General features: G+C 38.7%; 20 protein-coding genes, 4 pseudogenes and 1 riboswitch. Of the genes and pseudogenes, 18 read left to right on the forward strand and 6 right to left on the reverse strand.

What is annotated here, in order from left to right; genetic code table 11:
- Positions 1-86: 86 nt before the first annotated feature.
- The 3 genes from RGF10_RS10555 (at position 87) to RGF10_RS10565 (ending at position 3,890) form a co-directional block, all read left to right on the forward strand.
- Positions 87-1,766, forward strand: coding sequence for an ABC1 kinase family protein (locus RGF10_RS10555; protein WP_318508976.1), 1,680 nt, complete (start codon positions 87-89; stop codon positions 1,764-1,766).
- 421 nt (positions 1,767-2,187) lie between these two features.
- Positions 2,188-2,994, forward strand: coding sequence for an adenosylmethionine decarboxylase (gene speD, locus RGF10_RS10560; protein ID WP_318508977.1), 807 nt, complete (start codon positions 2,188-2,190; stop codon positions 2,992-2,994).
- Between the two features lie 194 nt (positions 2,995-3,188).
- Positions 3,189-3,890 carry a GNAT family N-acetyltransferase gene (locus tag RGF10_RS10565; protein ID WP_318508978.1) on the forward strand — a complete coding sequence of 234 codons (702 nt, stop codon included), beginning with the start codon at positions 3,189-3,191 and terminating at the stop codon, positions 3,888-3,890.
- Between the two features lie 273 nt (positions 3,891-4,163).
- Here RGF10_RS10565 and RGF10_RS10570 read toward each other — a convergent pair whose 3' ends face one another.
- Complete coding sequence (locus tag RGF10_RS10570) at positions 4,164-4,340, reverse strand: hypothetical protein (RefSeq protein WP_318508979.1); 177 nt, start codon at positions 4,338-4,340, stop codon at positions 4,164-4,166.
- A gap of 274 nt (positions 4,341-4,614) precedes the next feature.
- On the opposite strand from RGF10_RS10570, the gene RGF10_RS10575 reads away from it, so the two are divergent.
- Both RGF10_RS10575 and RGF10_RS10580 read left to right on the forward strand, forming a co-directional pair.
- A complete protein-coding gene (locus RGF10_RS10575; protein ID WP_318508980.1) occupies positions 4,615-4,815 on the forward strand; it encodes a cold-shock protein in 201 nt (66 codons plus the stop codon).
- A gap of 366 nt (positions 4,816-5,181) precedes the next feature.
- Positions 5,182-6,093 carry a DUF1002 domain-containing protein gene (locus RGF10_RS10580; RefSeq protein ID WP_412176697.1) on the forward strand — a complete coding sequence of 304 codons (912 nt, stop codon included), beginning with the start codon at positions 5,182-5,184 and terminating at the stop codon, positions 6,091-6,093.
- A gap of 68 nt (positions 6,094-6,161) precedes the next feature.
- Here the strand turns inward: RGF10_RS10580 and RGF10_RS10585 are convergent, their stop codons facing one another.
- Positions 6,162-7,871, reverse strand: coding sequence for a sigma-54-dependent Fis family transcriptional regulator (locus tag RGF10_RS10585; RefSeq protein ID WP_318508981.1), 1,710 nt, complete (start codon positions 7,869-7,871; stop codon positions 6,162-6,164).
- Positions 7,872-8,159: 288 nt separating this feature from the next.
- Between RGF10_RS10585 and RGF10_RS10590 the strand changes: the two genes are divergently transcribed.
- From RGF10_RS10590 to RGF10_RS10615, 6 genes and pseudogenes are all read left to right on the forward strand, one after another.
- Positions 8,160-10,307: a hydantoinase/oxoprolinase family protein gene (locus tag RGF10_RS10590; protein WP_318508982.1), complete on the forward strand. Its 2,148-nt coding sequence runs from the start codon at positions 8,160-8,162 to the stop codon at positions 10,305-10,307.
- Between the two features lie 16 nt (positions 10,308-10,323).
- Positions 10,324-12,596, forward strand: a pseudogene (locus tag RGF10_RS10595) (hydantoinase B/oxoprolinase family protein).
- Between the two features lie 29 nt (positions 12,597-12,625).
- On the forward strand, positions 12,626-13,120 hold the full coding sequence (locus RGF10_RS10600; protein WP_318508983.1) for an acetone carboxylase subunit gamma: 495 nt from the start codon (positions 12,626-12,628) through the stop codon (positions 13,118-13,120).
- A gap of 582 nt (positions 13,121-13,702) precedes the next feature.
- Positions 13,703-15,673: a DEAD/DEAH box helicase gene (locus RGF10_RS23805; RefSeq protein WP_412176698.1), complete on the forward strand. Its 1,971-nt coding sequence runs from the start codon at positions 13,703-13,705 to the stop codon at positions 15,671-15,673.
- A gap of 150 nt (positions 15,674-15,823) precedes the next feature.
- Positions 15,824-15,901, forward strand: a riboswitch (glycine riboswitch).
- 93 nt (positions 15,902-15,994) lie between these two features.
- Entirely contained in the window at positions 15,995-16,270 is a 276-nt protein-coding gene (locus RGF10_RS10610; protein WP_318508984.1) for an ACT domain-containing protein, read from the forward strand.
- An 18-nt stretch (positions 16,271-16,288) separates the two neighbouring features.
- Positions 16,289-17,651, forward strand: a pseudogene (locus RGF10_RS10615) (PFL family protein).
- Positions 17,652-17,725: 74 nt separating this feature from the next.
- Here the strand turns inward: RGF10_RS10615 and RGF10_RS10620 are convergent.
- Positions 17,726-17,923, reverse strand: a complete 198-nt coding sequence (locus tag RGF10_RS10620; RefSeq protein WP_318508985.1) for a YwbE family protein — start codon at positions 17,921-17,923, stop codon at positions 17,726-17,728.
- Positions 17,923-18,126: a hypothetical protein gene (locus tag RGF10_RS10625; RefSeq protein WP_318508986.1), complete on the reverse strand. Its 204-nt coding sequence runs from the start codon at positions 18,124-18,126 to the stop codon at positions 17,923-17,925. Before RGF10_RS10625 ends, RGF10_RS10620 begins: the two co-directional genes overlap by 1 nt.
- A 523-nt stretch (positions 18,127-18,649) precedes the next feature.
- Between RGF10_RS10625 and RGF10_RS10630 the strand changes: the two genes are divergently transcribed.
- Both RGF10_RS10630 and RGF10_RS10635 read left to right on the forward strand, forming a co-directional pair.
- On the forward strand, positions 18,650-19,039 hold the full coding sequence (locus RGF10_RS10630; protein WP_318508987.1) for a sporulation protein: 390 nt from the start codon (positions 18,650-18,652) through the stop codon (positions 19,037-19,039).
- 117 nt (positions 19,040-19,156) lie between these two features.
- Complete coding sequence (locus RGF10_RS10635; RefSeq protein WP_318508988.1) at positions 19,157-19,768, forward strand: DedA family protein; 612 nt, start codon at positions 19,157-19,159, stop codon at positions 19,766-19,768.
- 45 nt (positions 19,769-19,813) lie between these two features.
- On the opposite strand, the gene RGF10_RS10640 is transcribed toward RGF10_RS10635, so the two are convergent.
- Positions 19,814-20,305, reverse strand: a complete 492-nt coding sequence (locus tag RGF10_RS10640) for a hypothetical protein (protein ID WP_318508989.1) — start codon at positions 20,303-20,305, stop codon at positions 19,814-19,816.
- Between the two features lie 180 nt (positions 20,306-20,485).
- On the opposite strand from RGF10_RS10640, the gene RGF10_RS10645 reads away from it, so the two are divergent.
- The 3 genes from RGF10_RS10645 (at position 20,486) to RGF10_RS10655 (ending at position 21,813) form a co-directional block, all read left to right on the forward strand.
- The gene (locus RGF10_RS10645) at positions 20,486-20,965 is read left to right on the forward strand and encodes a CarD family transcriptional regulator (RefSeq protein WP_318509412.1); all 480 of its coding nucleotides are present in this window, start codon (positions 20,486-20,488) and stop codon (positions 20,963-20,965) included.
- Positions 20,966-21,265: 300 nt separating this feature from the next.
- The gene (locus RGF10_RS10650) at positions 21,266-21,646 is read left to right on the forward strand and encodes a hypothetical protein (RefSeq protein WP_318508990.1); all 381 of its coding nucleotides are present in this window, start codon (positions 21,266-21,268) and stop codon (positions 21,644-21,646) included.
- A 38-nt stretch (positions 21,647-21,684) separates the two neighbouring features.
- On the forward strand, positions 21,685-21,813 hold the full coding sequence (locus RGF10_RS10655) for a DUF6254 family protein (RefSeq protein ID WP_318508991.1): 129 nt from the start codon (positions 21,685-21,687) through the stop codon (positions 21,811-21,813).
- Positions 21,814-21,849: 36 nt separating this feature from the next.
- Here RGF10_RS10655 and RGF10_RS10660 read toward each other — a convergent pair.
- A pseudogene (locus RGF10_RS10660) lies at positions 21,850-22,124 on the reverse strand (DUF1292 domain-containing protein).
- A gap of 254 nt (positions 22,125-22,378) precedes the next feature.
- Here RGF10_RS10660 and RGF10_RS10665 point away from each other — a divergent pair.
- Together RGF10_RS10665 and RGF10_RS10670 are read left to right on the forward strand one after the other, a co-directional pair.
- Positions 22,379-23,286: pseudogene (locus tag RGF10_RS10665) on the forward strand (D-alanyl-D-alanine carboxypeptidase family protein).
- A gap of 194 nt (positions 23,287-23,480) precedes the next feature.
- A complete protein-coding gene (locus tag RGF10_RS10670) occupies positions 23,481-23,942 on the forward strand; it encodes an N-acetyltransferase (RefSeq protein ID WP_318508992.1) in 462 nt (153 codons plus the stop codon).
- Positions 23,943-24,119: the final 177 nt, after the last annotated feature.

The following is a 24,119-nucleotide window of genomic DNA, read 5'->3' on the forward strand; positions in this document are numbered from 1 at the left end:
TTTGTTAAAATTCCACAAAAAACTAGTTTTGTGGAATTTTTTATATAAACTGATAACATAAGTCGCTCGTACTTGAGGTGTTTTACATGATAAGAAAAAGAATCCGCCATATCCAACGCTATCGTGAAATTGTATATGCTTTTATCCGTTATGGATTCGGTTTTATCATAAAGGAATTAGGGCTGCTTGAAATCTTATCGTTGCCTAAACGGCTATTTGTCGAAGTGAAAACCGAGTCCCATACGAAAAATATAGGGGAACGCATTAAATTATTTCTCCAGGATCTTGGTCCGACCTTTGTAAAAATAGGGCAGGTTGCCAGTACTCGTTATGATCTTATCCCTGCTGAGATTATTGAGGAGCTAGAAAAGCTTCAGGACAATGCCCCCCAATTCGCATATGAAACAGTAGTCGAAACGATTGAACAGGAGCTCGGACACCCGATACATACAATTTTTGAGGAATTTAGTGAAATCCCACTCGCTGCCGCATCAATAGGACAAGTCCATTATGGTGTATTGAAAACAGGAGAAAAGGTTGCAGTTAAAATTCAACGTCCAAATATCACGCAAATGATTGAAACAGATTTAGAAATCCTGCATGACATCGCCTTATTGGCCGAACAGCGCCTTGACTGGGCAGCGCATTATGGAGTTCGTGATATTGTGGATGAATTCTCCAGGTCACTACGTGAAGAGATTGATTATACAGTTGAAGGTCGAAATTCAGATCGTATTGCCAAACAGTTTGTCGAGGAACCAAAGGTGATTATTCCAAAGGTGTATTGGGAGTATTCAACGAAAAGAGTCCTGACAATGGAGTATGTTGAAGGGACAAAAGTAAACGAAGAAGACAAGCTCAAACAAATAGGAATTGATAAAAAGGAATTAGCAAAGCGAATCATTGATTCCTTATTACATCAAATCTTAATCGATGGATATTTTCACGGGGATCCTCATCCTGGTAATATTTTAGCATTGCCGAATAATACCATCATATTTCTGGATTTTGGAATGGTTGGTAAACTCACACCAGAAATGAAATATCATCTTGCTTCCTTGGTAATTGCCCTCATGCGTAAAAGTACGGATGATATTATTAAATCGATCACGAATATGGGGATTGTACCTGACAATATCAATGTTCCTTCTTTAAGAGGGGAAATTGAGAAATTGAACGAAAAATATGTGGATGTTCCATTAAGTCAGACGAGTTTAGGGCAGGTAGTTAATGATTTATTTTTAGTGGCATATCGGCATAGCATCCGCATTCCCTCGGATTTAACTTTATTAGGAAAAACGCTTCTAACGATGGAAGGGATTGTCGTTAAGCTTGATCCGGAAATAAGCATTTTAAATGTAGCAGAGCCATTTGGAAAACGACTGCTTTTAGAGCGGTTTTATCCGAAAAAAGTGGCGGGTAGCCTATGGAATCAGTTGGTCAATTTCGGAGAATTGATTGCAGAATTTCCAAAAGGATTAAAAGAATTAACGCTTCTTTTTAAAAACGGGAAAATGCGCCAAGAAATTTCTTTGCCTGAAATTGATGTGATTCTAGCAAAAGTAAATAAAATTGGGAATCGGATATCCTTTAGTATCGGTCTCCTCTCGTTTAGCATTATCATGCTGGGGTTAATTTTAGGTGCTTCCATTGCTGGGCAATCTTCATTTTTGCTTATGAATATTCCAATTATTGAAATTGGGACTGGATTAGCGTTTTTTATGTTTTTTCTGCTGATTATTTCTATTTTTAGGTCTGGGAAATAGAAACGTTTAAAAGCATCGTTAAATTGTTCGTTGATTTCCGCTTCGGGTGCTCCCTTTCCGCGGGGGAGTCCAGGGAGCCTGTCTAGCTGCAGCGGCTAGGGGTTCGCAGGTCTACAGCCAATCCGTTAAGAAGGTCAAAGAACGACCTTCTTAACGGGTCGTCTTATGCCTGTCGCCCCTTGGCAAGCCGCTTCCGCTTTTCGTTCTCCTCGGAGCTATAGCGCCTGTGAGGTCTCCCAGGACACCTTCTCCCGCAGGAGTCTCGCACCTTCCACTCCAATCAACAGATTCCTAAAAAATCAACAACGCTCTTTAAAAAAGCCATTTTTAAAAATAATTCCCTCGCTTTAGGTAAACAATATTCCTATGTATTCAATTTGCTCAGCAAATTGGCAAAAAAAGCTAAAGGGGTCTGTTTACCATGGCGCTAACACCAGAGCAAAGGGTCGAATTACATGGTTTCAATAATCTTACGAAAACATTAAGCTTTAATATGTATGATATTTGCTATACTACCACCCAAAATGAGCGGGAGGCGTATTTTCATTATATTGATGAACAATACAATGCTGATCGGTTAACACATATTTTAACAAATGTATCTGATATTATTGGAGCTCATGTGCTAAATATTGCTAAGCAAGATTATGTTCCTCAAGGAGCCAGTGTTACTTTTTTGGTTTCTGAAGGACCAGTTGTCGAGGTACCTAAAGGCACGTTTGCAGAATCACCAGGTCCGCTCCCTGAAGCCGTGACGATTGCGCTCGACAAAAGCCATATTACTGTACATACATATCCTGAGTCTCATCCGGATGATGGTATTAGCACATTTCGCGCTGATATTGATGTTTCAACATGTGGAGAGATTTCACCACTAAAAGCACTGAACTATCTAATCCATTCCTTCGATACCGATATCATGACAATTGATTACCGGGTTCGTGGATTTACAAGAGACATCAGCGGTCATAAGCTGTTTATTGACCATGACATCAGCTCAATACAAAATTATATCCCCCACGAAATTAAGGATTTATATCATATGATTGATGTGAATGTGTATCAAGAAAATATTTTCCACACAAAATGTAAATTGCGCGAATTTGATTTAAACAATTATTTATTTGGTATTACAAAGGAAAACCTTAGTCCAGATGAGGTGAACGATATTACCGAAAAACTACAATATGAAATGGATGAGATTTTTTACGGGAAAAATATCATTTGATTATACAAATCCCTTTCGGTTGAAGGGGATTTTTTATATGTAAAAATTAAGCACATTTGTTTAAATTAAGTTGTTAATTGTTATATATTGTTAAGATAATACGGTATCATGTGTTTGCAATAGAGAGACGGAGTTTAGGAATGTATCCTGTTTAGTAATCTATTTCTTTTATCCGGAAAAGGAGGCTGGACCATTTGTATCGCAAGGAATTTTATGTGTTAGATAAAGAAAAAACGATTCCAGCAGTAATTCGAAATTACCAAGAAAAAGACTTTCCAGAATTGATCAATATTCAACGAGAAAGCTTTCCTCCGCCTTTTCCATCCGAGTTATGGTGGAACAACGAGCAACTAAGAAGTCATGTTTCACTTTTTCCAGAAGGAGCATTGTGCATTGAAGTTGATGGAGTATTAGCGGGATCAATGACGGGCCTGCTCGTTCATTTTGATCCATCACAACCCGAACATACATGGGAAGAGATTACCGACAATGGCTATATTCGAAATCATAATCCTAAGGGGAATACATTGTATGTAGTGGATATTAGTGTCCGTCCCACTTACCGGAAATTCGGCCTTGGTAAATGGCTGATGCACTCGATGTACGATGTCGTCATTCATTTGGGGTTAACAAGATTATTGGGCGGAGGGCGAATGCCAGGTTACCATAATCATGCCATTGAAATGTCACCTGATGAATATCTTGCAGCTGTCGTCCGTGGAGATCTAAAGGATCCCGTCATTACCTTTTTGTTAAGGTGTGGCCGAACGCCTGTAAAAGTGGTTGCCGACTATTTAGAAGACGAAGAATCACATAATTTTGGGGCTCTGATGGAATGGAGAAATCCTTTTAAGGTTCATGAAGAATCTCAAAGCTCGGTTGTTGAAAGGACATAGAGTACCTTATTTTGATAAAATAACCATTTTACTAGACTTAAGTGGACGAAGGATTCGTTATTTATATAAAAACAACTGAAAAGGGCAAAATAATGATAAAATAACGTACCTGTTGTCCAGGTTAGCCTTTCAAATCGACACTGTTTATGAGAATAACGGAACCTATGTCCGCACCACACCACAAGCATAATAAAAAAGACTACACGCAATCTCAATTAGACTGAAAGAGGCACTGAAATTTTTCAGTGCCTCCGTTTGCAAATTTAGCCTTGTTTAAGAGAATTTTTTTAACTCTTCTTCAAAGTAAAAAGTGCTGCGATCTTCTTTAATGGTATAAGAAAATCTTTTCATGTTCTTCACATATTTAAGATTTGAGATTGTAACAGTCTCACCAGTGTCTTTGATATGAACAGTTTCGCCTGTTTGATATAAGTTTTTTAAGTGTTTCAAATAGACACTCCTTTTTTAATCTCCTTTAACTATACCACAAAAAATCTAGGTTTGTATGTGTCAGTAAATGGATACTCGTAGTTTCATGGTAATTTACAGTTATATTTACTAGGCTTTCCAAACGTAGACTTGCCTAACCTTACCAAAACTGATATAATTAAAAAGAATTATTTTTGTTCCGTATGTAAGGGAAGAACATCAGTTTTCGCCTGGATATCATTGAGAGCAAGAATAGTAATACAATGTGTGTTTTACACACTAGGAGGCAACATACATGGAAAACGGTAAAGTAAAATGGTTTAATGCAGAAAAAGGTTTCGGTTTCATCGAGCGCGAAGGCGGAGAAGACGTATTCGTACATTTCTCAGCTATCCAAGGCGAAGGCTTCAAAACTCTTGAAGAAGGACAAGCAGTTACTTTTGACGTAGAGCAAGGCGCTCGCGGACCACAAGCTGCTAACGTTCGTAAAAACTAATTTTAACATTAAACACACAAAACAGACTCATTAATGGGTCTGTTTTTTTTATTAAGGCTATGTTAAAGCTCATTATTATTTTTGGCACGAGTTGATTGGAGCGGAAGGTGCGAAGACTCCTGCGGGAGCAGTGGGACAGGTGAGACCCCGCAGGAGCGTAAGCGACGAGGAGGCACACCGCCCACCCGCGGAAAGCGAAGCACCTGGAGCGGAAATCAACATTCTAATTTAACAACCTTTATTTAAAATATTTGATTTTCATATTTTAAACAGAACAGCTTTGGTAAGTTAGGAATAATTAAGCAATATCAAAATAAATATGCTATTATCGATAAGTATAGTTAAAAGAAAAGGAGAAATTAAGGTATGCGAATTCTTAAATGGATTGCTATGGCTGCAGTGTTAACATTTGCTTTATCAATGGGGACAAGCACCTTAGCATCTGATAACAACAATGACGACGATGTGATTAACGAAAAATACGGACTACCAATAGTAGTATATGGAGAAGCCTTATCAGCTAGTCAAAAGGAAGAAGTAAGATCCTTATTGGGGGTTGATGATCCAAGCAAGGTAAAGGAAATTACTGTTACAGGTGATGACCTTGTTACATACATCAATGGTGATAGGCACTCCAATATGTATTCATCAGCTAAAATAACTCGAAAAGATTCTGGTGAAGGCTTAGTTATCCGCCAGGTTACACCAGAAAATATTACTGAAGTGACAGATGAAATGTATGCGAATGCCTTATTAACTGCGGGTATTGAGGATGCAGAAGTAGAAGTGGCATCTCCTGTAAAAGTAACAGGTCACTCGGCATTAGTTGGAATTTATAAAGCGTACGATGCCGGTGAAGGTGCTGGGTTGAATAAGGAAAGAACTGAAGTAGCAAATGAGGAATTAAATTTAGCAACAGATTTAGCAAAACAAGAGGGCTTAGATCAAGATAAAGTTAGTGAGCTCTTAACAGAAATTAAGAAGGAAATTGCTGCGCAAAATCCAGCTACAAAAGAAGAGGTAGCGCAAATCATTGATGATAAATTGAAATCACTTGGAATTGAATTAAGTGATCAAGACCGTCAGCTTCTTATTGATTTGTTTGAAAAAATGCGTGGCTTAAATATTAATTTTGATAATGTGAAATCACAGCTAAATACACTTTCACAAGATATCCAAAATCGAATTAGTGAAACGATTGGGGACCCGGGCTTTTTACAAAAAGTCTCTGATTTCTTTAAAGAATTAATCAATAGTATTAAAAACATTTTTTCATAATGTTAAAAAATAAAGAAGGTAAGCTTCCAGCCATGGAACTTACCTTCTTTTCTTTATTTAGGCAGCACTTAGGGCATACACAATGTTTGTTTTTGTTGGTTTAATTGATATTTCTTTAATTTACGATAAAGGGTCGAACGGGCAATGTTCATCTTTTTTGCCACGGCAGATAAATTCCAGCCTGTTTCGTCTAATAAACGAATGAGTAGTTTGCGTTCCTCTGAATCAATTGGCGTTAGGATTTCTTTACTTGAAGCAGCAAGCGAGTTCATTTCTTGCTCCAATATATAATGGGGAAGGTCGGCTAATCTAATTTCATCTTCTTCACAAAATAACACCGCATGTTCAAGAACGTTTTGTAGTTCCCTAATGTTTCCGGGCCAATGATATTCATAGAAAAATTTACTTATTTCTTCTGAAATCGATAGTTTTTCTTTTAAATATTTTTGTGAAAATAAATCTAAGAAGTGATCTGATAATTGCTGTAGATCGTCTAATCGTTCTCGTAAAGGAGGGATATTGACTGTCACCACATTAAGACGGAACAACAAATCCTCCCGGAATTGTCCCTGTTTACAAAGGTCAAACAAATTTTTATTAGTAGCGGCAATAATTCTCACATTGACTGAGATCGGGTGGGATGAACCTAATCTCGTTACCTCTTTTTCTTGTAATACTCTTAGCAGGTGCACCTGTAGGTCTAATGGCATTTCACCAATTTCATCTAAAAATAATGTACCGCCATTTGCCTCCTCAAACTTCCCTTTTTTCCAGGTATTCGAAGCACCAGTGAAAGCTCCTTTTTCATAACCAAATAATTCACTACCAATCAATTCTTTTTGTATTGCTCCACAGTTAATGGCCAAAAAGGGTTGAGTGCTGCGTAAGCTCGATTTATGAATCGCTTGTGCGATCTTTTCTTTTCCGGTCCCACTTTCCCCTAAAAGTAAAACAGGGACATTAGAGGGAGCGGCTTTATTGCATTTAGATAATGAATTTACTAATATTTCGGATGTACCAATTACTTCTTGCCAAGGTTCCTCATTTAGTTTGTTCCGGTAAAATGTCTTGCTAACTTGATGCTGCCCTTTACCGATTAAAGAGTAGTTGGGCTGCAAATAATTCTTGGCTAGCTCGTGTTGTATCAATTGTGAAAGGGAAACAGCGAGGCCTAGAGTATGTGGTTGTGCATTTCCCCAAAATCCAGTTAAATCAATGGCTCCAATAATTTCTTTTGTAAATGGATGAGTAATCGGAGCAGAGGAGCAAGTCCATGGATGACAGCCTTGGCAAAAATGTTCTGCTGAGAAGATTTGAATTGGCTTTTTGGTGACGATACTTGTCCCAATTGCATTTGTACCAGCACTTGCTTCACTCCAATCCATTCCAAGTGAGAAGTTCATTCTTTCTGCCTCGCGCATAACATCGGGCTCGCCTTTTAAATAAATAATGCACCCCTCATGGTTAGCTAGAGTAATGAGGTAGCCTGTTCCCTTCATTTTGTAGAAGAAATCATCGATGATGGGCTTTGCATTTTTGAAGAGTTCAGATTCTGTCCATAAAAGTTTAAGATCATATTCCGATAAAATCGGTTTTGCCAGCATTTGTTGAGGATTGACTCCGGTGGTTTGACATCGCCTCCAAGAATCTAATACATTTTTTCTTAATTGATTAATTTCTTCTCCTGTTTCCCACGATTTTGTTACATATCTTTCCCATAAAGCAGTTAGTTCCTTTGTTTTATTGGGTATATCTTGGGTTGAAAAGATTGAAATCATCACTTACCCCCTTGAAACGAAGAGAATACTGAATTTTTAGAAAATTGCTACAACGGTTACATTTTACCATTTTTATTGGAAAAAATGTATGTGCCATTTTTACTTGTTTTGTCGTATTTGGATTTTTTGCAACACCTGTAGCGCTACACCTGTTGCGAATCACTACACTTGTTCATGATAAAAGGTTAGAAAATCTCACAACATCAGACTTTTAGAGTTTGGCACGGGACTTGCAACATAGATAAGTGGATAAACCAAAAGGTTTTAAGGTAAGAAAGGGAGAATCGGATGGAAAAAACGTCAGCTAGGAAAGCACAAATTCTTGCAATTGATGCAGGGGGAACGATGACCGACACATTCATTATTGATGATAATGGTGATTTCGTTGTTGGAAAAGCACAATCAACTCCTGAGGATGAATCAATTGGGCTATTAAACTCAGCAAGAGACGCACTAACCTATTGGGATACGACAGTTGAAGCAGAATTTCCAAAACTTTTAGCAGGTGTCTATTCAGGAACAGCGATGCTGAACCGGCTTGTTTCAAGAAATGGACGCAAGGTTGGTTTAATTGTAAATAAAGGGATGGAAGACTTTCATCGCATGGGCCGTGCCATTCAAGCTTACCTAGGTTATTCCTATTCAGACCGATTACACTTAAACACACATCGCTATGATCCACCTCTTGTGCCACGTGAACGGACAAGGGGTGTTACAGAGCGCGTTGATATTTTTGGTAACGTAGTAATCCCATTATATGAGCATGAAGTAGAAGGAGCGGTACAGGAACTGTTAGACCAGGACGTCGAAGCAATTGTTATCAGCCTCCTTCATTCTTACAAATATCCAGCACATGAACGGAAAATAAGAGATATTGCAAAAGAAACGATGAAGAAAGCTGGCAAGGATGTTCCGATTTTTGCATCCGTTGATTATTATCCTGTTAGAAAAGAATCACATCGAACAAACACGACAATTATTGAAGCGTATGCAGCAGATCCTTCACGTGAAACATTACTAAAAATCAATGATATGCTCCAGGACCATGGTTCCACCTTTGACCTGCGTGTTATGGCAAGCCATGGTGGAACGATCAGTACTCAAGCAAATGAGCTGGCAAGAACGCTTGTATCGGGACCAATTGGTGGCGTTGTAGGGGCGAAATATCTTGGGGAAGCATTAGGAATTCCAAATATAGCCTGTTCAGATATCGGCGGAACAAGCTTTGATATGGCGTTAATTACTCAAGGTGACTTAAGTATTAACTCAAGTCCAGATATGGCGAGATTAGTATTATCGCTCCCGCTTGTCGCGATGGATACGGTTGGAGCTGGTGCTGGTAGCTATGTTCGCATCGATCCGAATTTCAAATCTCTTACTCTAGGACCAGATAGTGCGGGTTCAAAGGTTGGAGTCTGTTATCCGGAAGGTGGAGTTACGACTGTAACCGTATCAGATTGTCACGTTGTCTTAGGATTAATCAATCCAGATAACTTCCTCGGTGGTGAAGTAAAGCTTGATCCGAAGCGTGCCTATGAAGCTGTCAAAACCCAAATTGCTGAACCATTAGGTTTAAGTGTAGAGGATGCTGCCTATGGTGTCATTGATTTACTAGAATCACAGTTACGAAATTACTTAGAATCAATGATTTTGGGCAAAGGATATTCACCATCTCAATATGTTTGCTTTTCATATGGCGGCGGTGGACCACTTCATACTGCAGGCTACACAAAAGGACTAGGCTTTGAGGATGTGCTCGTTCCAGCATGGGCAGCTGGTTTCTCGGCATTTGGTTGTGGGGCAGCTGACTTTGAATATCGTTACGACAAAACCCTCGATATCAATGTCGATGACAGAGCAGGGGATGACGTTAAGTTAAAAGCTGGAATTGAATTACAGGATGCTTGGGATGAATTAATGGAAAAAGTGGCAGCAGAATTTGAAAAGAATAAATTTGACCGTAAAGATGTAGACTTCCGTCTTTACTTCCGTATGCAGTACCAAGGCCAGCTAAATGACCTAGAAATTGAAGCACCTATTCAATCGCTTAAGAGCGTTAGCGACTTCGAGGCACTTGTTGAAGCCTTTGAAGAAACGTATACGAGGGTTTATGCGAAGGCGGCGAAATCACCTGAGCTTGGTTACAGTATTACAGGGGCGATTATCCGTGGAATTGTTGAGGTAGCCAAACCGAGAATACCGAAGGAGCCATTATTAGGAGAAAAACCTACTGGAGATGCCTTCCTGGGTCGACGAAATGTTTACTGGAAGGGCGAGTGGATCAAGGCCAATATTTGGGAAATGGAAAAAATTAATCCTGGCAATAAAATCGGTGCATTTTCGATCTTGGAATCACCGGCAACTACCTTTGTCATCCCACCAGGTTTTGAAGCGTATTTAGACGAGCGCCGTATTTTCCATTTGAAAGAACTTTAATGGGGGAGGTTTTTGAATGAAGAACACGACAGAACAAGGCTTACAAAGGAAGAGAAATATAGGCTGGGACGGTAAAACAGTAAAGCAAATGCGGCAGGAAATCGATACGCTTAGCCGTGAATCCGGGCATTACGCAGGCTTGAGAACGTTGCCGTTAAAGGAAACGGATCCCATCCGCTATGAAAAAATCTTTTCAAAATTACGCGGAGGAGTCGTTCATGCTCGTGAAACTGCGAAAAAAGTAGCTGCCTCCCCGATTGTTGAGCAAGAAGGGGAACTATGCTTCACCCTTTATACTCCAGAAGCCGATTCAGTCGTAACGAGTACGGGAATCATCATTCACGTTGGTACGATGGGCTCAGCGATCAAATATATGATCAAAAATGATTATGAAGACAATCCAGGAATCGAGGATGGCGACATTTTCTGTAATAATGATTGCCAAATCGGAAATGTCCATCCATGTGATGTTCATACCATCGTTCCAATCTTCAATGAAGGAGAACTGATTGGCTGGGTTGGTGGTGTGACACACGTAATCGATGTGGGTGCAACAGCACGGGAAGTATGACGGTTGGACCGGTCACCCGTTACGATGATGGTTATCAAGTTGCTTGTCGTAAAATCGGCAAGAAAGATACCCTTCTGAAGGATTGGGTCATTGAATCACAACGCTCAGTTCGGACGACTAAATATTGGCTTCTTGATGAGCGGACGCGGATTGCGGGCTGTCATATGATTCGTGACCTCGTGCTCGATATTATTAAAGAAGAAGGCGTCGACACCTATAAGCATTTCATTCGTGAAGTCATCGAGGATGGTCGTCGAGGCTTTGTTAACCAAGTCAAAAGCATGCTCATTCCAGGTAAATATCGTCAAGTATCATTTGTTGACGTACCTTATAAGGAATTAGATGTACCTCCTTACGCACGCGTGAACACAATCATGCATGCACCGACTGAAATGACGATTCATAAGGATGGTAAATTCCAAATTGATTTCGAAGGGGTTAACCGTTGGGGCTGGCACAGTTACAACGCAACCCCAGTCGCCATCACGAGTGGTATTTGGGTTATGATGTCTCAAACCTTAATTCCAAACGACCGTGTAAATGATGGTGCCCTATATGCATCACAATTTGATTTACCATATGGTTCATGGCTAAATCCTGACGATATTCGAACAGCCCATAGTTATGCGTGGCATTTCCTAGTTTCGGCATGGAGTCCGTTATGGCGTGCCTTGAGCCGGAACTATTTTGCCCGTGGTTACCTAGAAGAAGTAAATGCAGGGAATGCGAATACTTCGAACTGGCTGCAAGGCGGTGGGATGAATCAATTTGGAGAAAATCACGCCGTTAATAGCTTTGAATCCGCAGCTGAAGGAGTTGGGGCAAGTGCGGTTCGTGATGGCATTTCACACGCAGCTGCCATCTGGAATCCTGAAGGCGATATGGGAGACATGGAGATTTGGGAGCTTGCAGAGCCGTTGATCTACCTTGGTCGAAGCATCAAGCCAAATACGGCTGGTTATGGAAAATATCGTGGCGGTAGCGGCTATGAAACGTTACGAATGGTTTATGGTGCCAAGGACTGGACGATGTTCTTCATGGGCAACGGCTATATGTCCAGTGATTGTGGTTTAATGGGAGGCTATCCGGCTGCATCGGGTTACCGTTTTGAAGCACATAAAACGAATTTAAAAGAACGGATTGAAAAGAAATTGCCTCTTCCAACTGGCGGCGACATCGATCCTGACAATCCAAATTATGATGAGTTAATCGCTGGTGCGGAGATTATCCGGGATAAACAAGCGATTACAACTGAAACCATTTTCGAAGATTATGATCTGTACTTGAACTACCTGCGTGGGGGCCCTGGCTTTGGTGATCCACTTGAACGCAATGTCAAATCCATCGAGGAAGACTTAAAAGATGGACATCTTCTGCCACGATTTGCCGAGAAGGTATACGGTGCGGTCGTCATTCAGAATGAAAGTGGTCAATATATTGTTGATGGAAAAGCAACAGAGACTCGTCGACTCGAAATTCGGAAAGAGCGTTTGAAACGTGGTGTACCAGTATCCGAGTGGATAAAGCAGGAGCGTGAATCAATTGTGGAAAAGGATGCTTCTGTCCAAGTGCGCCACATGTATGCCTCTAGCTTTGCATTAAGTGAAACCTTTGCTCGTGAATTTAAAGAATTCTGGAACCTTCCAACCCAGTGGAAGCTAACGGAGGATGAATTGGGTGTTCCAGTGTTTGGACGTAAAATAGACCATAATAAATAATTATTATATGGAAAGAGTGGGGTGAAATCATGACACAATATGATCGCAAAACGATTGAAGAATTAATTGATGGAACGATTGATTTTTACAAACTAAAGGAAATGCTCTCAACCTTTAAAGATCATGATCGATTTGACAAATACATCAGTATCCTTCAAGAACGGGTTTCGTGGAAGGATCCGATTTTGTTACCAGCAGGGCTCCATTTATATTACGTATTAAAGCCTGGAGGAGAGCGCGTCGTCAAATGCGATTGTGGTCATGAGTTTTGTTCTGCAGACGATAATTGGAAGCTCCATGCGTTAATTAATGTACGTGATACTCCAGAAAAATTAGGTGAACTCTACCCGAAAATGCTTGCGCCAGACCCAGAGTGGCAGGTCATCCGTGAATATTACTGCCCGGAATGTGCATCACAGCTTGAGGTTGAAGCCGTTACACCGTGGTATCCAATTTTGAAAGACTTTGAGCCGGACATCGATGCATTTTATGAGGAGTGGTTGAAAAAGCCATTGCCTTTGTAAAATAACAAAAACAGGGATCGTAAACATCTTGTTTAGATTGGGCTATTAGTAAATGGGCGACAGCATAATTGCTGTTGCAGCAGATTGTCTCCGTAAGGGGTTCGGAATGGTCAACATTCCGAACCCCTTTTTAGAGTTTTCCATAATCGGATTGGCAAACCTAACCCAATCCATAATTGGACATCGCTGGTCCAGATTAATCTAAGCTAATCAAAGTGCGGTTATTGAACGGACATATAGGCCCTTATTTTGAGAAAATAACCATTTTGACAGACTTATGCGGACACAGGATACTCTATTTATATAAAAACCACTGAATTATGCCAAAAAATGATTGAATAGCGAACTTGTTGTCCGCTTAGCCTATTAAAACCACACTTTTTGCGGAAATAGAGGAACAAATGTCCGCTGCCTCATAAGTTTGTCTGGGGCGACAGCATTAATGCTGTCGCCTTTTTATGTGGATTGAAAATTTAGATAGGGCTATGTTAATTATCTACAACCAAAAAGAATATTTGCTATTTCCTTGTTAAACACTCATTATTAAAAGGATGAGTTAAAAAAGGAAAGTAGGGGTTTTGTTTGCCTGATTTTTTATCAATGGGTATTTCTGAAGAATTAGTAAAAAAATTAACGGAAAATGGAGTGGTGGTTCCAACTCCAATACAAGAACAAGCAATCCCATTCGTTATGGATGGAAAAGATATTATTGCTCAAGCGCAAACAGGAACGGGTAAAACGTTCGCATTTATTTTGCCGATTTTAGAAAAAATGGATCTAAATGCAGAGCATATTCAAGCATTGATCGTGACTCCGACAAGAGAATTAGCTCTGCAAATTACAGCAGAAGTGAAAAAGCTTATCAACGATAACGATGAAATCGATGTTTTGGCTGTATATGGTGGTCAGGATGTTGAAAAACAGTTAAATAAATTAAAGAAAAATATTCAAATTGTCGTCGGCACACCTGGTCGATTATTAGATCATATTCGGAGAGGTACAGTTGATTTCTCTAAATTAAATACACTTGTCCTAGATGAAGCAGATCAAATGCTTCATATTGGATTCTTAGATGAAGTGGAGGAAATCATTAAGGAAACACCGAATAGTCGACAAACGCTTGTTTTTTCAGCGACGATGCCACCGGAAATTCAGAAATTAGCTCGTACGTACATGCGTAATCCTCAAACTATTCAGGTGGAAAAAACTCAAGGGCCTGCACAAACAGTGAAACAAATGGCGATTTTTACAATTGATCGAGCTAAGCAAGCGACACTTATTGAGTTAATTGAAACACATCGGCCGTTTTTAGCAGTAATCTTTTGCCGGACAAAGCGTCGGGTCAGCAAACTTTATGATGCTCTACGTGCTCATGGCTTTAAATGTGATGAGCTTCATGGCGACCTAACTCAGGCGAAACGGGAACAGGTCATGAAAAGATTTCGAGATGCTGAGATTCAGTTGCTGATTGCCACCGATGTAGCTGCTAGAGGCTTAGATATTGAAGGTGTTACACATGTGTATAATTACGATATTCCACAAGACGCCGAAAGCTACATCCATCGGATTGGTCGAACAGGTAGAGCTGGGATGACTGGTCTAGCTATTACGTTGTATGCTTCCAAAGATCGTCCAGCTCTTGACTTAATTGAAGAAGAACTGAATATTACGATTAAAAAGCAAAATATAGGTAACATGATAAAAGCTGAAAATGAAGGAAATGAAACTGAGGATAAACCAGAATCAACTTCCACAAAAAAGAAAACCAAAGGTGGTCGAAAGGCAGCAACAGCATCAAGTAAACTTGGGAAAAAACCAGGGAAAAATCGTGCAGCTGCAAAAGATGGAAAAGGCGAAGGTCGCCCTTTTTCTCGAAAAAATAATAGCGATGAACTAGGCCGAAAAGAGAAAAAGTTTGATAATAAGACTCCTAAAGGAAGAAAGACAAGGGAAGACCATTTTCAATCGGCAGAACCTGGTCGTTCGAAGAAAACAGCTGGTACGTTTGATAAAACAAAAGGTTCAAGAGATGGCGAGGAACGTCGGTTTGAAAAAGCAAAAGGTTCAAGAGATGGCGAGCAACGTCGGTTTGAAAAAGCAAAAGGTCCAAGAGATGGCGAGCAACGTCGGTTTGAAAAAGCAAAAGGTCCAAGAGATGGCGAGCAACGTCAATTTGAAAAAGCAAAAGGTCCAAGAGATGGCGAGCAGCGTCGATTTGAAAAATCAAAAGGTTCAAGAGATGGCGAGCAACGTCGATTTGAAAAAACAAAAGGCTCAAGAGATGGCGAGCAGCGTCGATTTGAAAAAGCAAAAGGCTCAAGAGATGGCGAGCAGCGTCAGTTTGAAAAATCAAAAGGTTCAAGAGATGGCGAGCAGCGTCGCTTTGAAAAAACAAAAGGTTCAAGAGATGGCGAGCAACGTCAATTTGAAAAGCCAAAAGCTTCAAGAAATAGTAATCAGCGTCGCTTTGAGAAATCATCTGATACTGTCCGTGGTGCTACCAAAATAGGTTCCACTAGAAAAGGTGGAGCTTCAAAAAGAAAGTCACGGTAAAACATAAAGTCCAGTAAATAAAAACTCGTTAATAGTGTTATTTTTCAAAAAATAATCATCCCTATTGACGGGTTTATTATTTATTGGTACCATCACATTATTATTTAAATATTATAGTAAGCAATGAAGGTTATGGGTCACACTATAACTGGAGCAGCTTCTGGAGAGACCGCATCAAAGTGGCGCCGAAGGATTCACAATCTCAGGCAAAAGGACAGAAGAGTAACATAGGAATTAAAAAATATGTTATTCTATTCCCTGCTGAGATTGGAGTTAATCCAATCTTTTTTTTATTTTAAAATAATATAAGAGGTGTGTAGGATGAACCAAAGACGAGCAGTTGTAAGTGTAATTGGAAAGGACCAAGTGGGAATTATTGCAAAGGTGACCAACATATTGGCTGATAACAGTATTAATATTTTGGATATTAGTCAGACTATTTTACAGGACTTCTTTACAATGATGATGCTAGTAGACGTATCGAATAAAGAGAATCTTGACCAATTACAGAAGCAATTTGATGAAGTAAGTGCTGAGTTAGGTCTAAAAATAAACATCCAGCTTGAGGAAATTTTCCAAGCCATGCACCGGATATAGAAGGAGGGGCCACCTAGAATGAATATTGCGATACAAGAAATGATGGAAACCATCCGCATGGTTCAAATGGAAAACTTAGATATTCGTACTGTTACAATGGGAATAAATCTTCACGATTGTGCGGATTCTGATTTTGAAAAAATGAATCAGCGAGTATACGATAAAATCACAACTTACGCTAGCAGATTAAGAGAGGTAGCGGAAGAGGTTGAGAAGGAATTTGGTATACCAATCATCAATAAGCGTATCTCTATTTCACCAATCGCAGAAATATTGGGCAATGCAACGAAGGAACAGGCAGTGGAGTTAGCCAAAACACTCGATAAAGCTGCAAAGGTTCTCGGCATTGACTTTATTGGTGGATATTCTGCCTTAGTACATAAAGGAATTGCAAAAGGGGATCAAACCTTGCTGGATGCACTACCGGAAGCTTTAACGGTAACTGAGCGAGTTTGTTCTTCAATCTCTGTTGCAACAACGAGAACGGGGATTAATATGGACGCGGTAAGTAAGCTCGGACATATCATGAAGGAAGCGGCAGAAATGACAAAAGATCAAAATGGCCTAGCTTGTGCAAAGCTTGTTGTCTTTTGTAATTCCGGTTGAGGACAATCCGTTTATGGCTGGTGCTTTCCATGGCTCCGGCGAAGGAGAAGTCGTGTTAAATGTCGGCGTAAGTGGTCCAGGAGTGGTATTAAATGCACTTAAACGTCATAAAGATGCTGACTTAGGTGAAGTATCCGAGGTTATAAAAAAGACCGCTTTTAAAATTACCCGTGCAGGTGAGTTAATTGGACGAGTAGTGGCAGAGCGTCTTGGTGTTCCATTTGGAATAATGGATTTATCGCTTGCCCCAACGAATGCAATTAACGATAGCGTTGCGGAGATTCTTGAAGAAATTGGACTTGAACGTGTGGGTACACATGGAACCATTGCGGCACTTGCCTTAATGAACGATGCCGTGAAAAAGGGTGGAGCGATGGCGAGTTCTTATGTTGGTGGACTAAGTGGTGCGTTCATTCCTGTCAGTGAGGATAATGGAATGATTCGTGGAATTATCGATAAAGCCTTGACTCTTTCAAAGCTTGAAGCGATGACATGCGTATGCTCAGTCGGACTTGATATGATTGCGATCACAGGAGATGTTACGCCTGCAACACTATCAGCCATTATAGCTGATGAGGCGGCAATCGGAATGATTAATAAAAAGACAACAGCTGTTCGGATCATTCCGGTACCAGGCAAAGAAGAAGGCGAAATGGTGGAATTTGGCGGCTTGCTTGGACGCGCACCTGTCATGGGTGTAAATCCTTTTAGCTCTGAAAAGTTTATCCGTCGTGGCGGAAGAATTCCTGCTCCACTTCAGGCTTTAATTAATTAATGTTAGATCTTAATTCATAAATGTTTTAATTCATGCAAAAAGCATTGAAGGAACTATACCTTCAATGCTTTTTGTTAATTACTAAGTATTTCTTTGACCCTACCAACCTGTCCATCGAGAAGCCTAACCTTGATCCCGTGTGGGTGAAAGCTAGAGTTTGTGAGGATGTCTTTTACAACCCCATTTGTCAGTTTTCCGGATTTTTGATCCGCCTTAAGGACAATCTTGACCTGAGTACCTGGAGAGATGTTACTACGATTTTGTCCTCCCATTATACACCGGTGCGTCTACTTTGATTATTTGTTTTTTTAGTCCGTTGGCTTGTTAATTTTTTTGTTGCTGTTGAAGCATTAGCATAGGACTGATTTGCTGCCGATTTGTTTTTCTTATTTTCGAGTTGTTGCTTGATTGCTTCCTGGAGGCTCAATTTCTTTTTAGAAGTATCGGTTTTTTCTGGTTGCATTTGATCAGACATGGTATATTCTCCATTCGTTTTAGTATTTATATTAATGCTTTGTTAATTTTGTCTGTTGATTTCCGCTCTAGGTGCTCCAATCAACAGAGTGCTTAAAAATCAACAACTTTCTTTAACATAACATATATTATAATCTATTTTTCATCATTAAGGCATGAAGAATACGGCTAATTAATTATTGACTTTAAGGGGATTTCCCATTATGCTTATGTTAATTAAATAACGTATCCTCTAAAGGGGAGTAGCTTTAACAGCAAGGTCGTCATTTCAGAGTGTTTGCTCTCGGCTTTGTTGGCAGCATTGATGTTGTTAGCCAGACCTTTACCATTTTGGTAAAGGTCTTTATGTTTAGACCGTTACCAATCATAGGTAACGGTCTTTTTCGTTTATACTAATGCTTAATTTTTATTTAGGCTCTGTTAAAGCTCATAGTTGATTTTTTCACTATGTTGATTGGAGCGGAAATCAACAGGCAAACTTAACGGAGCGTTTAATAAAAAAATTTTACGGAGGTTAGGTAATCATGATTTTAAGAAAATACATGTCTTTAATGGGAATTGGTTCTGCTCAGGTCGACTTAATCATAGATAAAAATAGATATAGACGAGCTGAAATGGTGAATGGTCGAATTCATATTATCGGCGGAACGGTTGAACAACAAATCAAAAGAATTGAGTGTGATTTCGTCAAAACAAATCCGATTTTAGAAACGGAAGAAATAATTGATTCTGTGACAATATTAACGAAACAGCAAATTGATTCTGGAGAGAGGAGTCATTTTGAATTTCACTTTCAGCTTTCGGAGGATTTAGAAAGGACGTCACAAACAAGCTCATATCATTTTAAAACAAAGCTTATTTTTAATGAGGGTGTGAAAAGTCTGGATCACGATCCAATCTTTATCGTCGATTAAGTGAAATTGTTATAAGCATTGTACGCAATTTGCTATAATAAAGGAGAAATGAATTTAGGATAAAATTGGAAAACCTCTTTGTTATCGCATTTGTGTTATCTTTTTTGGAGGCGTTTCATGCAAACTTGGATTACTGATTTTATGGGGCAATTTGGTTATGTAGGTATTTTTTTGCTGATGTGTTTAGAAAATGTATTTCCGCCAATACCATCTGAGTTAATTTTACCTTTTGGAGGATTTATGACGACCTATTCTGACTTAAGTGTAATAGGGGTCATATTAGCTGCAACAGGGGGCTCGATAGCTGGTGCAATTGTTTTGTACGGAGTTGGACTGCTGCTTGATGTGGAACGGTTGTTAAAAATTATTGACCGCTGGGGGAAATATCTTCATGTAAAACAGGAGGATATTTTAAAAGCAGATGCCTGGTTTGACAAACATGGCTATTGGACAGTTTTGTTTTGTAGAATGATTCCTTTTATTAGAAGTATGATATCGATTCCAGCAGGGATGTCGAATATGAAGCTTCTTATCTTTTTGTTTTTCACAACAGTGGGAACACTAATTTGGAATTCGCTACTTGTTGGCGCAGGTGCGTTGCTTGGGAATTCGTGGGAAAAGGTCCTCGATTTTATGGGAGTTTACGCAAATATCATCTATATCATTTTTTTCGTAGTGGCATTGGTTTTACTTGTTTATTTTATATTGAAAAAAAGGGATAAAAAATAAATGGCTGACTAGGTGTCTGAATATTCACCTTGTCAGCCATATTTTTTAGGTTTCGTTTTTGTCAATTGTAACTTTATGATCCTTTGCTAATTGTTCAAGCTTATTTACATAGTCTTCAATAAGCTTTCTCCCTTTTTTTAGTTTTTCATTTGCTTTTGTAATCAGAACTGGATCTTGTGTTTCCAATGCTTTGATAATGATTGTAAATGCTTCATATTGAAGTTTGGCACCTTCGAGATAAATATCATGGATTTCCTTTAATTCTGTATTTTCTATTTTGACTGAGTTAAGCTCATCTAGAAATTTTTCATAATTCGGAATGACTTCATTTTTTAACGTCTCATACAACACCTGATCATTGGTGAAGTTTGCACCAGTAACACCTTCATAGGCTGATACGGCTTTCTTTTCGAGTTTATGAGCTGTTGTTAAGTCGCTATTAAGATACTGAAGTAATTCATCCTGAATCGGGTCATTGAAACAGCCTGATAGGATTACGAAACAAAATGCAAATAATACAATGATGCGCTTTCTCAAACCGTGCACCCCCTCATCCCTACTTTATGAGAACTGGGAAGTCCGATATGAAAGAAAATTAAATGGAAAAAAAGTGAAAAATGTTGACAAAAATATTTGTTTAATGATAATATAATAAATTTGATAAAAAAACTAATCTGTGTTAACCTTAATAAGGTACCTAATACGGAGGTGGATGTTCTGTTTAAAATCGGCGATAACATTGTATATCCAATGCATGGAGCAGGAGTCATTGAGGCCATTGAAGAAAAGGAAGTACTCGGAGAAACTCAGAAGTATTATGTCATTAAAATGCCTATCAATAACATGAATGTATTGATACCAATGGGAAAGGTTGAACGTTCGCGCATACGGATGGTTGTTGATATCCCAATCCTTGATGAGGTATTAGATGTTTTTTACCACGGAGAATCGGATCTATCGCTTACATGGAAAGACAGATATAGAATCAACATGGAGAAATTAAAAACGGGTGATATTCTTGAAGGTGCTGAGGTTGTCCGGGATCTTATGCGAATTAACAAAGAAAAGACCTTGAATTCAAGCGAAAGACAGATGCTTGATAGCGCTAGAAAAATTTTCGTTAGCGAACTAGGATTAGTAAAAGGACTCGATGAAATTCAAGCGATGGATATGTTGAGTGAAAACATTCCTTCATAAAAATATGAAATAAAAAGAGTGAAAAAGCTGAAAGGCTTTTTTTTTTTGCCTATTATTTTATTTTTTGGTAAGGACATGTTAAAGAATATTGTTTATGTTTGAACACTCTGTTGATTGGAGTGGAAGGTGCGAAACTCCCTCGCAGAAAGGGAGCACCTGGAGCGGAAATCAACAGAGTCTTTGTTATAAAATGATGTTTATAAAACCAAATCGATACCAGAATAATTGAACTCTTTTGAGGAAAAATAAAAGTTGTTGATAATGAATGAACTTCTGAAGTTCAAAAAAGGATGTGTTAATGTGAATAATAATTGGATGAATGTTTTGAATGATATAAGCAAAAATATAAATCTGTTTGGTAAAAGAAAAACGAGTAAAAAGGGAATTATGTTAGCGTCCTTTCTTGGCTTAGGAATGAGTGCTGCTGCGTATCGCATTGGTAAAAGCCAAAATCAAACCAACCAATCTGATCGCTTGCAAGGCTTAATGGATAATTTTCAAAAAAGTAAAAACATCTCGTTACCTAATGTAGCATTTGCTGAATTTGCCAAAGAGTTAACACCGAAAGTAGAAGATGCTGCATTTTCGAAGCAAAATACGAAGAATGAGGAATTCTCTGAGTCATTACCAACATCAGATTCACAACCTAAAAAAGAAGACTTTGATGATTTCGTTATATAAAATCACTAAAATAATTAGCAAAAAGGAGGTTTTCGACAATGAGCCAATCTAAGCATGAAAAAGAGCGGTTGTGGCGCGTAAAAAAAGAAGATCAACACCCTCATGGAAAAGTTAAGTCATTTGAACAGTTAGCAGAAGGTAAAGGAAATGATATCAAAAATAAATAAAAAAAGGACCAGGGTTCAAACCTTGGTCCTCTCGCTTTACTCGTCGGCTTCGTCGAAAATTTGGTCAAAAGCTTCTGAAACCATTTCAAATTCTTCATCCGTTTCAATAGCAGCAAGTTCTCCGTCTACATCGACTTTTAAAAAAAGAGATCAATATCTTCCTCTTCATCTTCGTTTTGAATATCTTCTACAAACCCAACAGCGACATATTCTGTGCCTTTTAGCTCAATGGTTCCTAGCACTTCAACTTCTTGCTCGTTTCCATCATGATCTTCAATCGTAAAAACTTCACCAACTTCAATTTTTTCCATTATGTATTCTCCCTTCTTATTTCCTATGGAAAGATCTAACTGCCTATACAATATCATCCCATAAATTGATTATTTCATACAAATTTGAGGACGGATTTATTTAATTGTTTGTTGTTGCAATCAATAAATTTATCTTTTAAGTCGAATGATGAGAGTATTCGACTATTCCTAACAATTTCCATATGTGATAAAATGATAAAGCTTTTGTTGTTCTGTATGTAATAACTAAATCTTAACTTAAGGGAAGTAATATTATGAGAAATATACGTAGCATCTTTTGTTGTTTCATCGTTTTAATTTTTATTTTGGCAGGCTGCAACGAAGAAAAGCAGATAGTTGAGACCGATATAAACCAACAAAGCTCGGGATCTAAGCAACCATCAACCACTGATAAAAAAGAGGCTGAAAATAAAACATCAAACTCTGCTGAACAAAAGGTCCAAAATAAGGAAGATCAGTCAAAAACAAAACACCAAGTAAAACAAGAAGAATCAGCATCAGCCCAAAACCAACCGAATCAAAACGAGGCTCAAAACGGAACTACCACGAGCAGTGGGGATGGCATCGAAGTGGTCGCTCAGCCTGGAGAGTATTCCAGTATTGGTAAATAAACAAAGAAAGCTTCCGGAGAATTATTCACCACAGGATCTCGTAACAACATCGATTCCATACCTTTCTTCAGCTACAGCGGAAAAAAGAAAATTGAGAAGTGAGGCAGCTTCTGCGATTTCCAGACTCTTTGATGGGGCAAAGGCTGATGGTATTAATCTCCTAGGAGTATCAGGTTATCGATCACATGCTACACAAGTATCTTTGTTTAATTACTATGTGCAAAAGGATGGATATGAAAAAGCGAGAACATATAGTGCAGTACCAGGAACAAGTGAACACGAAACTGGTCTTGCAATTGATGTTACCTGGAGGGGATGGAAGTTGTGCAGCCGAGGATTGCTTTGGAGGTACAGCGGAAGCAAAATGGCTCCAAGAAAATGTTGCTGATTATGGATTTATCATTCGCTATCCAAAAGGAAAAGATGCTATTACTGGGTACAAGTATGAACCATGGCACCTGAGATATGTCGGCAAAACGATTGCTTCAGATATTATGAATCGTGGAATAACCCTCGAAGAATATTTTAACGCGATACCAGTTAACAACTAATGATAAGAAAGGTTCTTGTCCTAAACCGTAGCTAAGTGCTTCGAAAAAGGACAGGGACCTTTTTCGTTTCTATAAGTATTTATTGAAAGATAATTACTAAAAAATTTGTTTCTAATTATTCTGTTTTATGATTAAATATTAGTAAGAATTTATTTTTATGCATAAAAATACTTTAGAAACTAAAGGTGAGATTGATGGTGGAGATTAGGAAGGCAAAGATTTCTGATATAGAGACAATACATAACCTAATAATTGGTTATGCAGAACAAAAGGTTTTATTACCAAGAACGAGAGAATCGCTTTATCAAAATATCCAAGCGATGTTTGTTGCTGTTATAGAAGGGGAAATTGTTGGGTGCGCAAGTTTAACGATTTTTGATCAACATTTAGCTGAGATTCGATCATTAGTCGTTGACCCAAACATGGGAAAGCGCGGGATTGGTAAACTCCTCGTAGATCAAATTATTGAAGAAGCAAAACGGATTGAAATTGAAAGATTGATTTCTCTAACGTACCAGGTGGAATTTTTCCAAAAATGTGGTTTTGAGGTTACGGTAAAGGATAACATGCCTCAAAAGGTATGGAGTGATTGTATCAATTGTCCAAAAATGCCTAGCTGTGATGAAATTGCGATGGTCTATTTTATAAAAAATTAATAGAAAACTAGTTAAACAGGCTAACTTTAAATGAGTTAGCCTGTTTTGTGTTTGTGGAAAAAACAAAAGACTGAAAATGGAAATTATTCTTTCGTTCAAAGAATATAGTTAGATATACATGTGGACGAGTAAGCACTATAACTTTATCAAAAGGGGTAATGTATGTATAAGAACCGG

The organism is Bacillus sp. T3, assembly GCF_033449965.1.
In the GTDB taxonomy this organism is placed as follows: Bacteria; Bacillota; Bacilli; order Bacillales; family Cytobacillaceae; genus Bacillus_BU.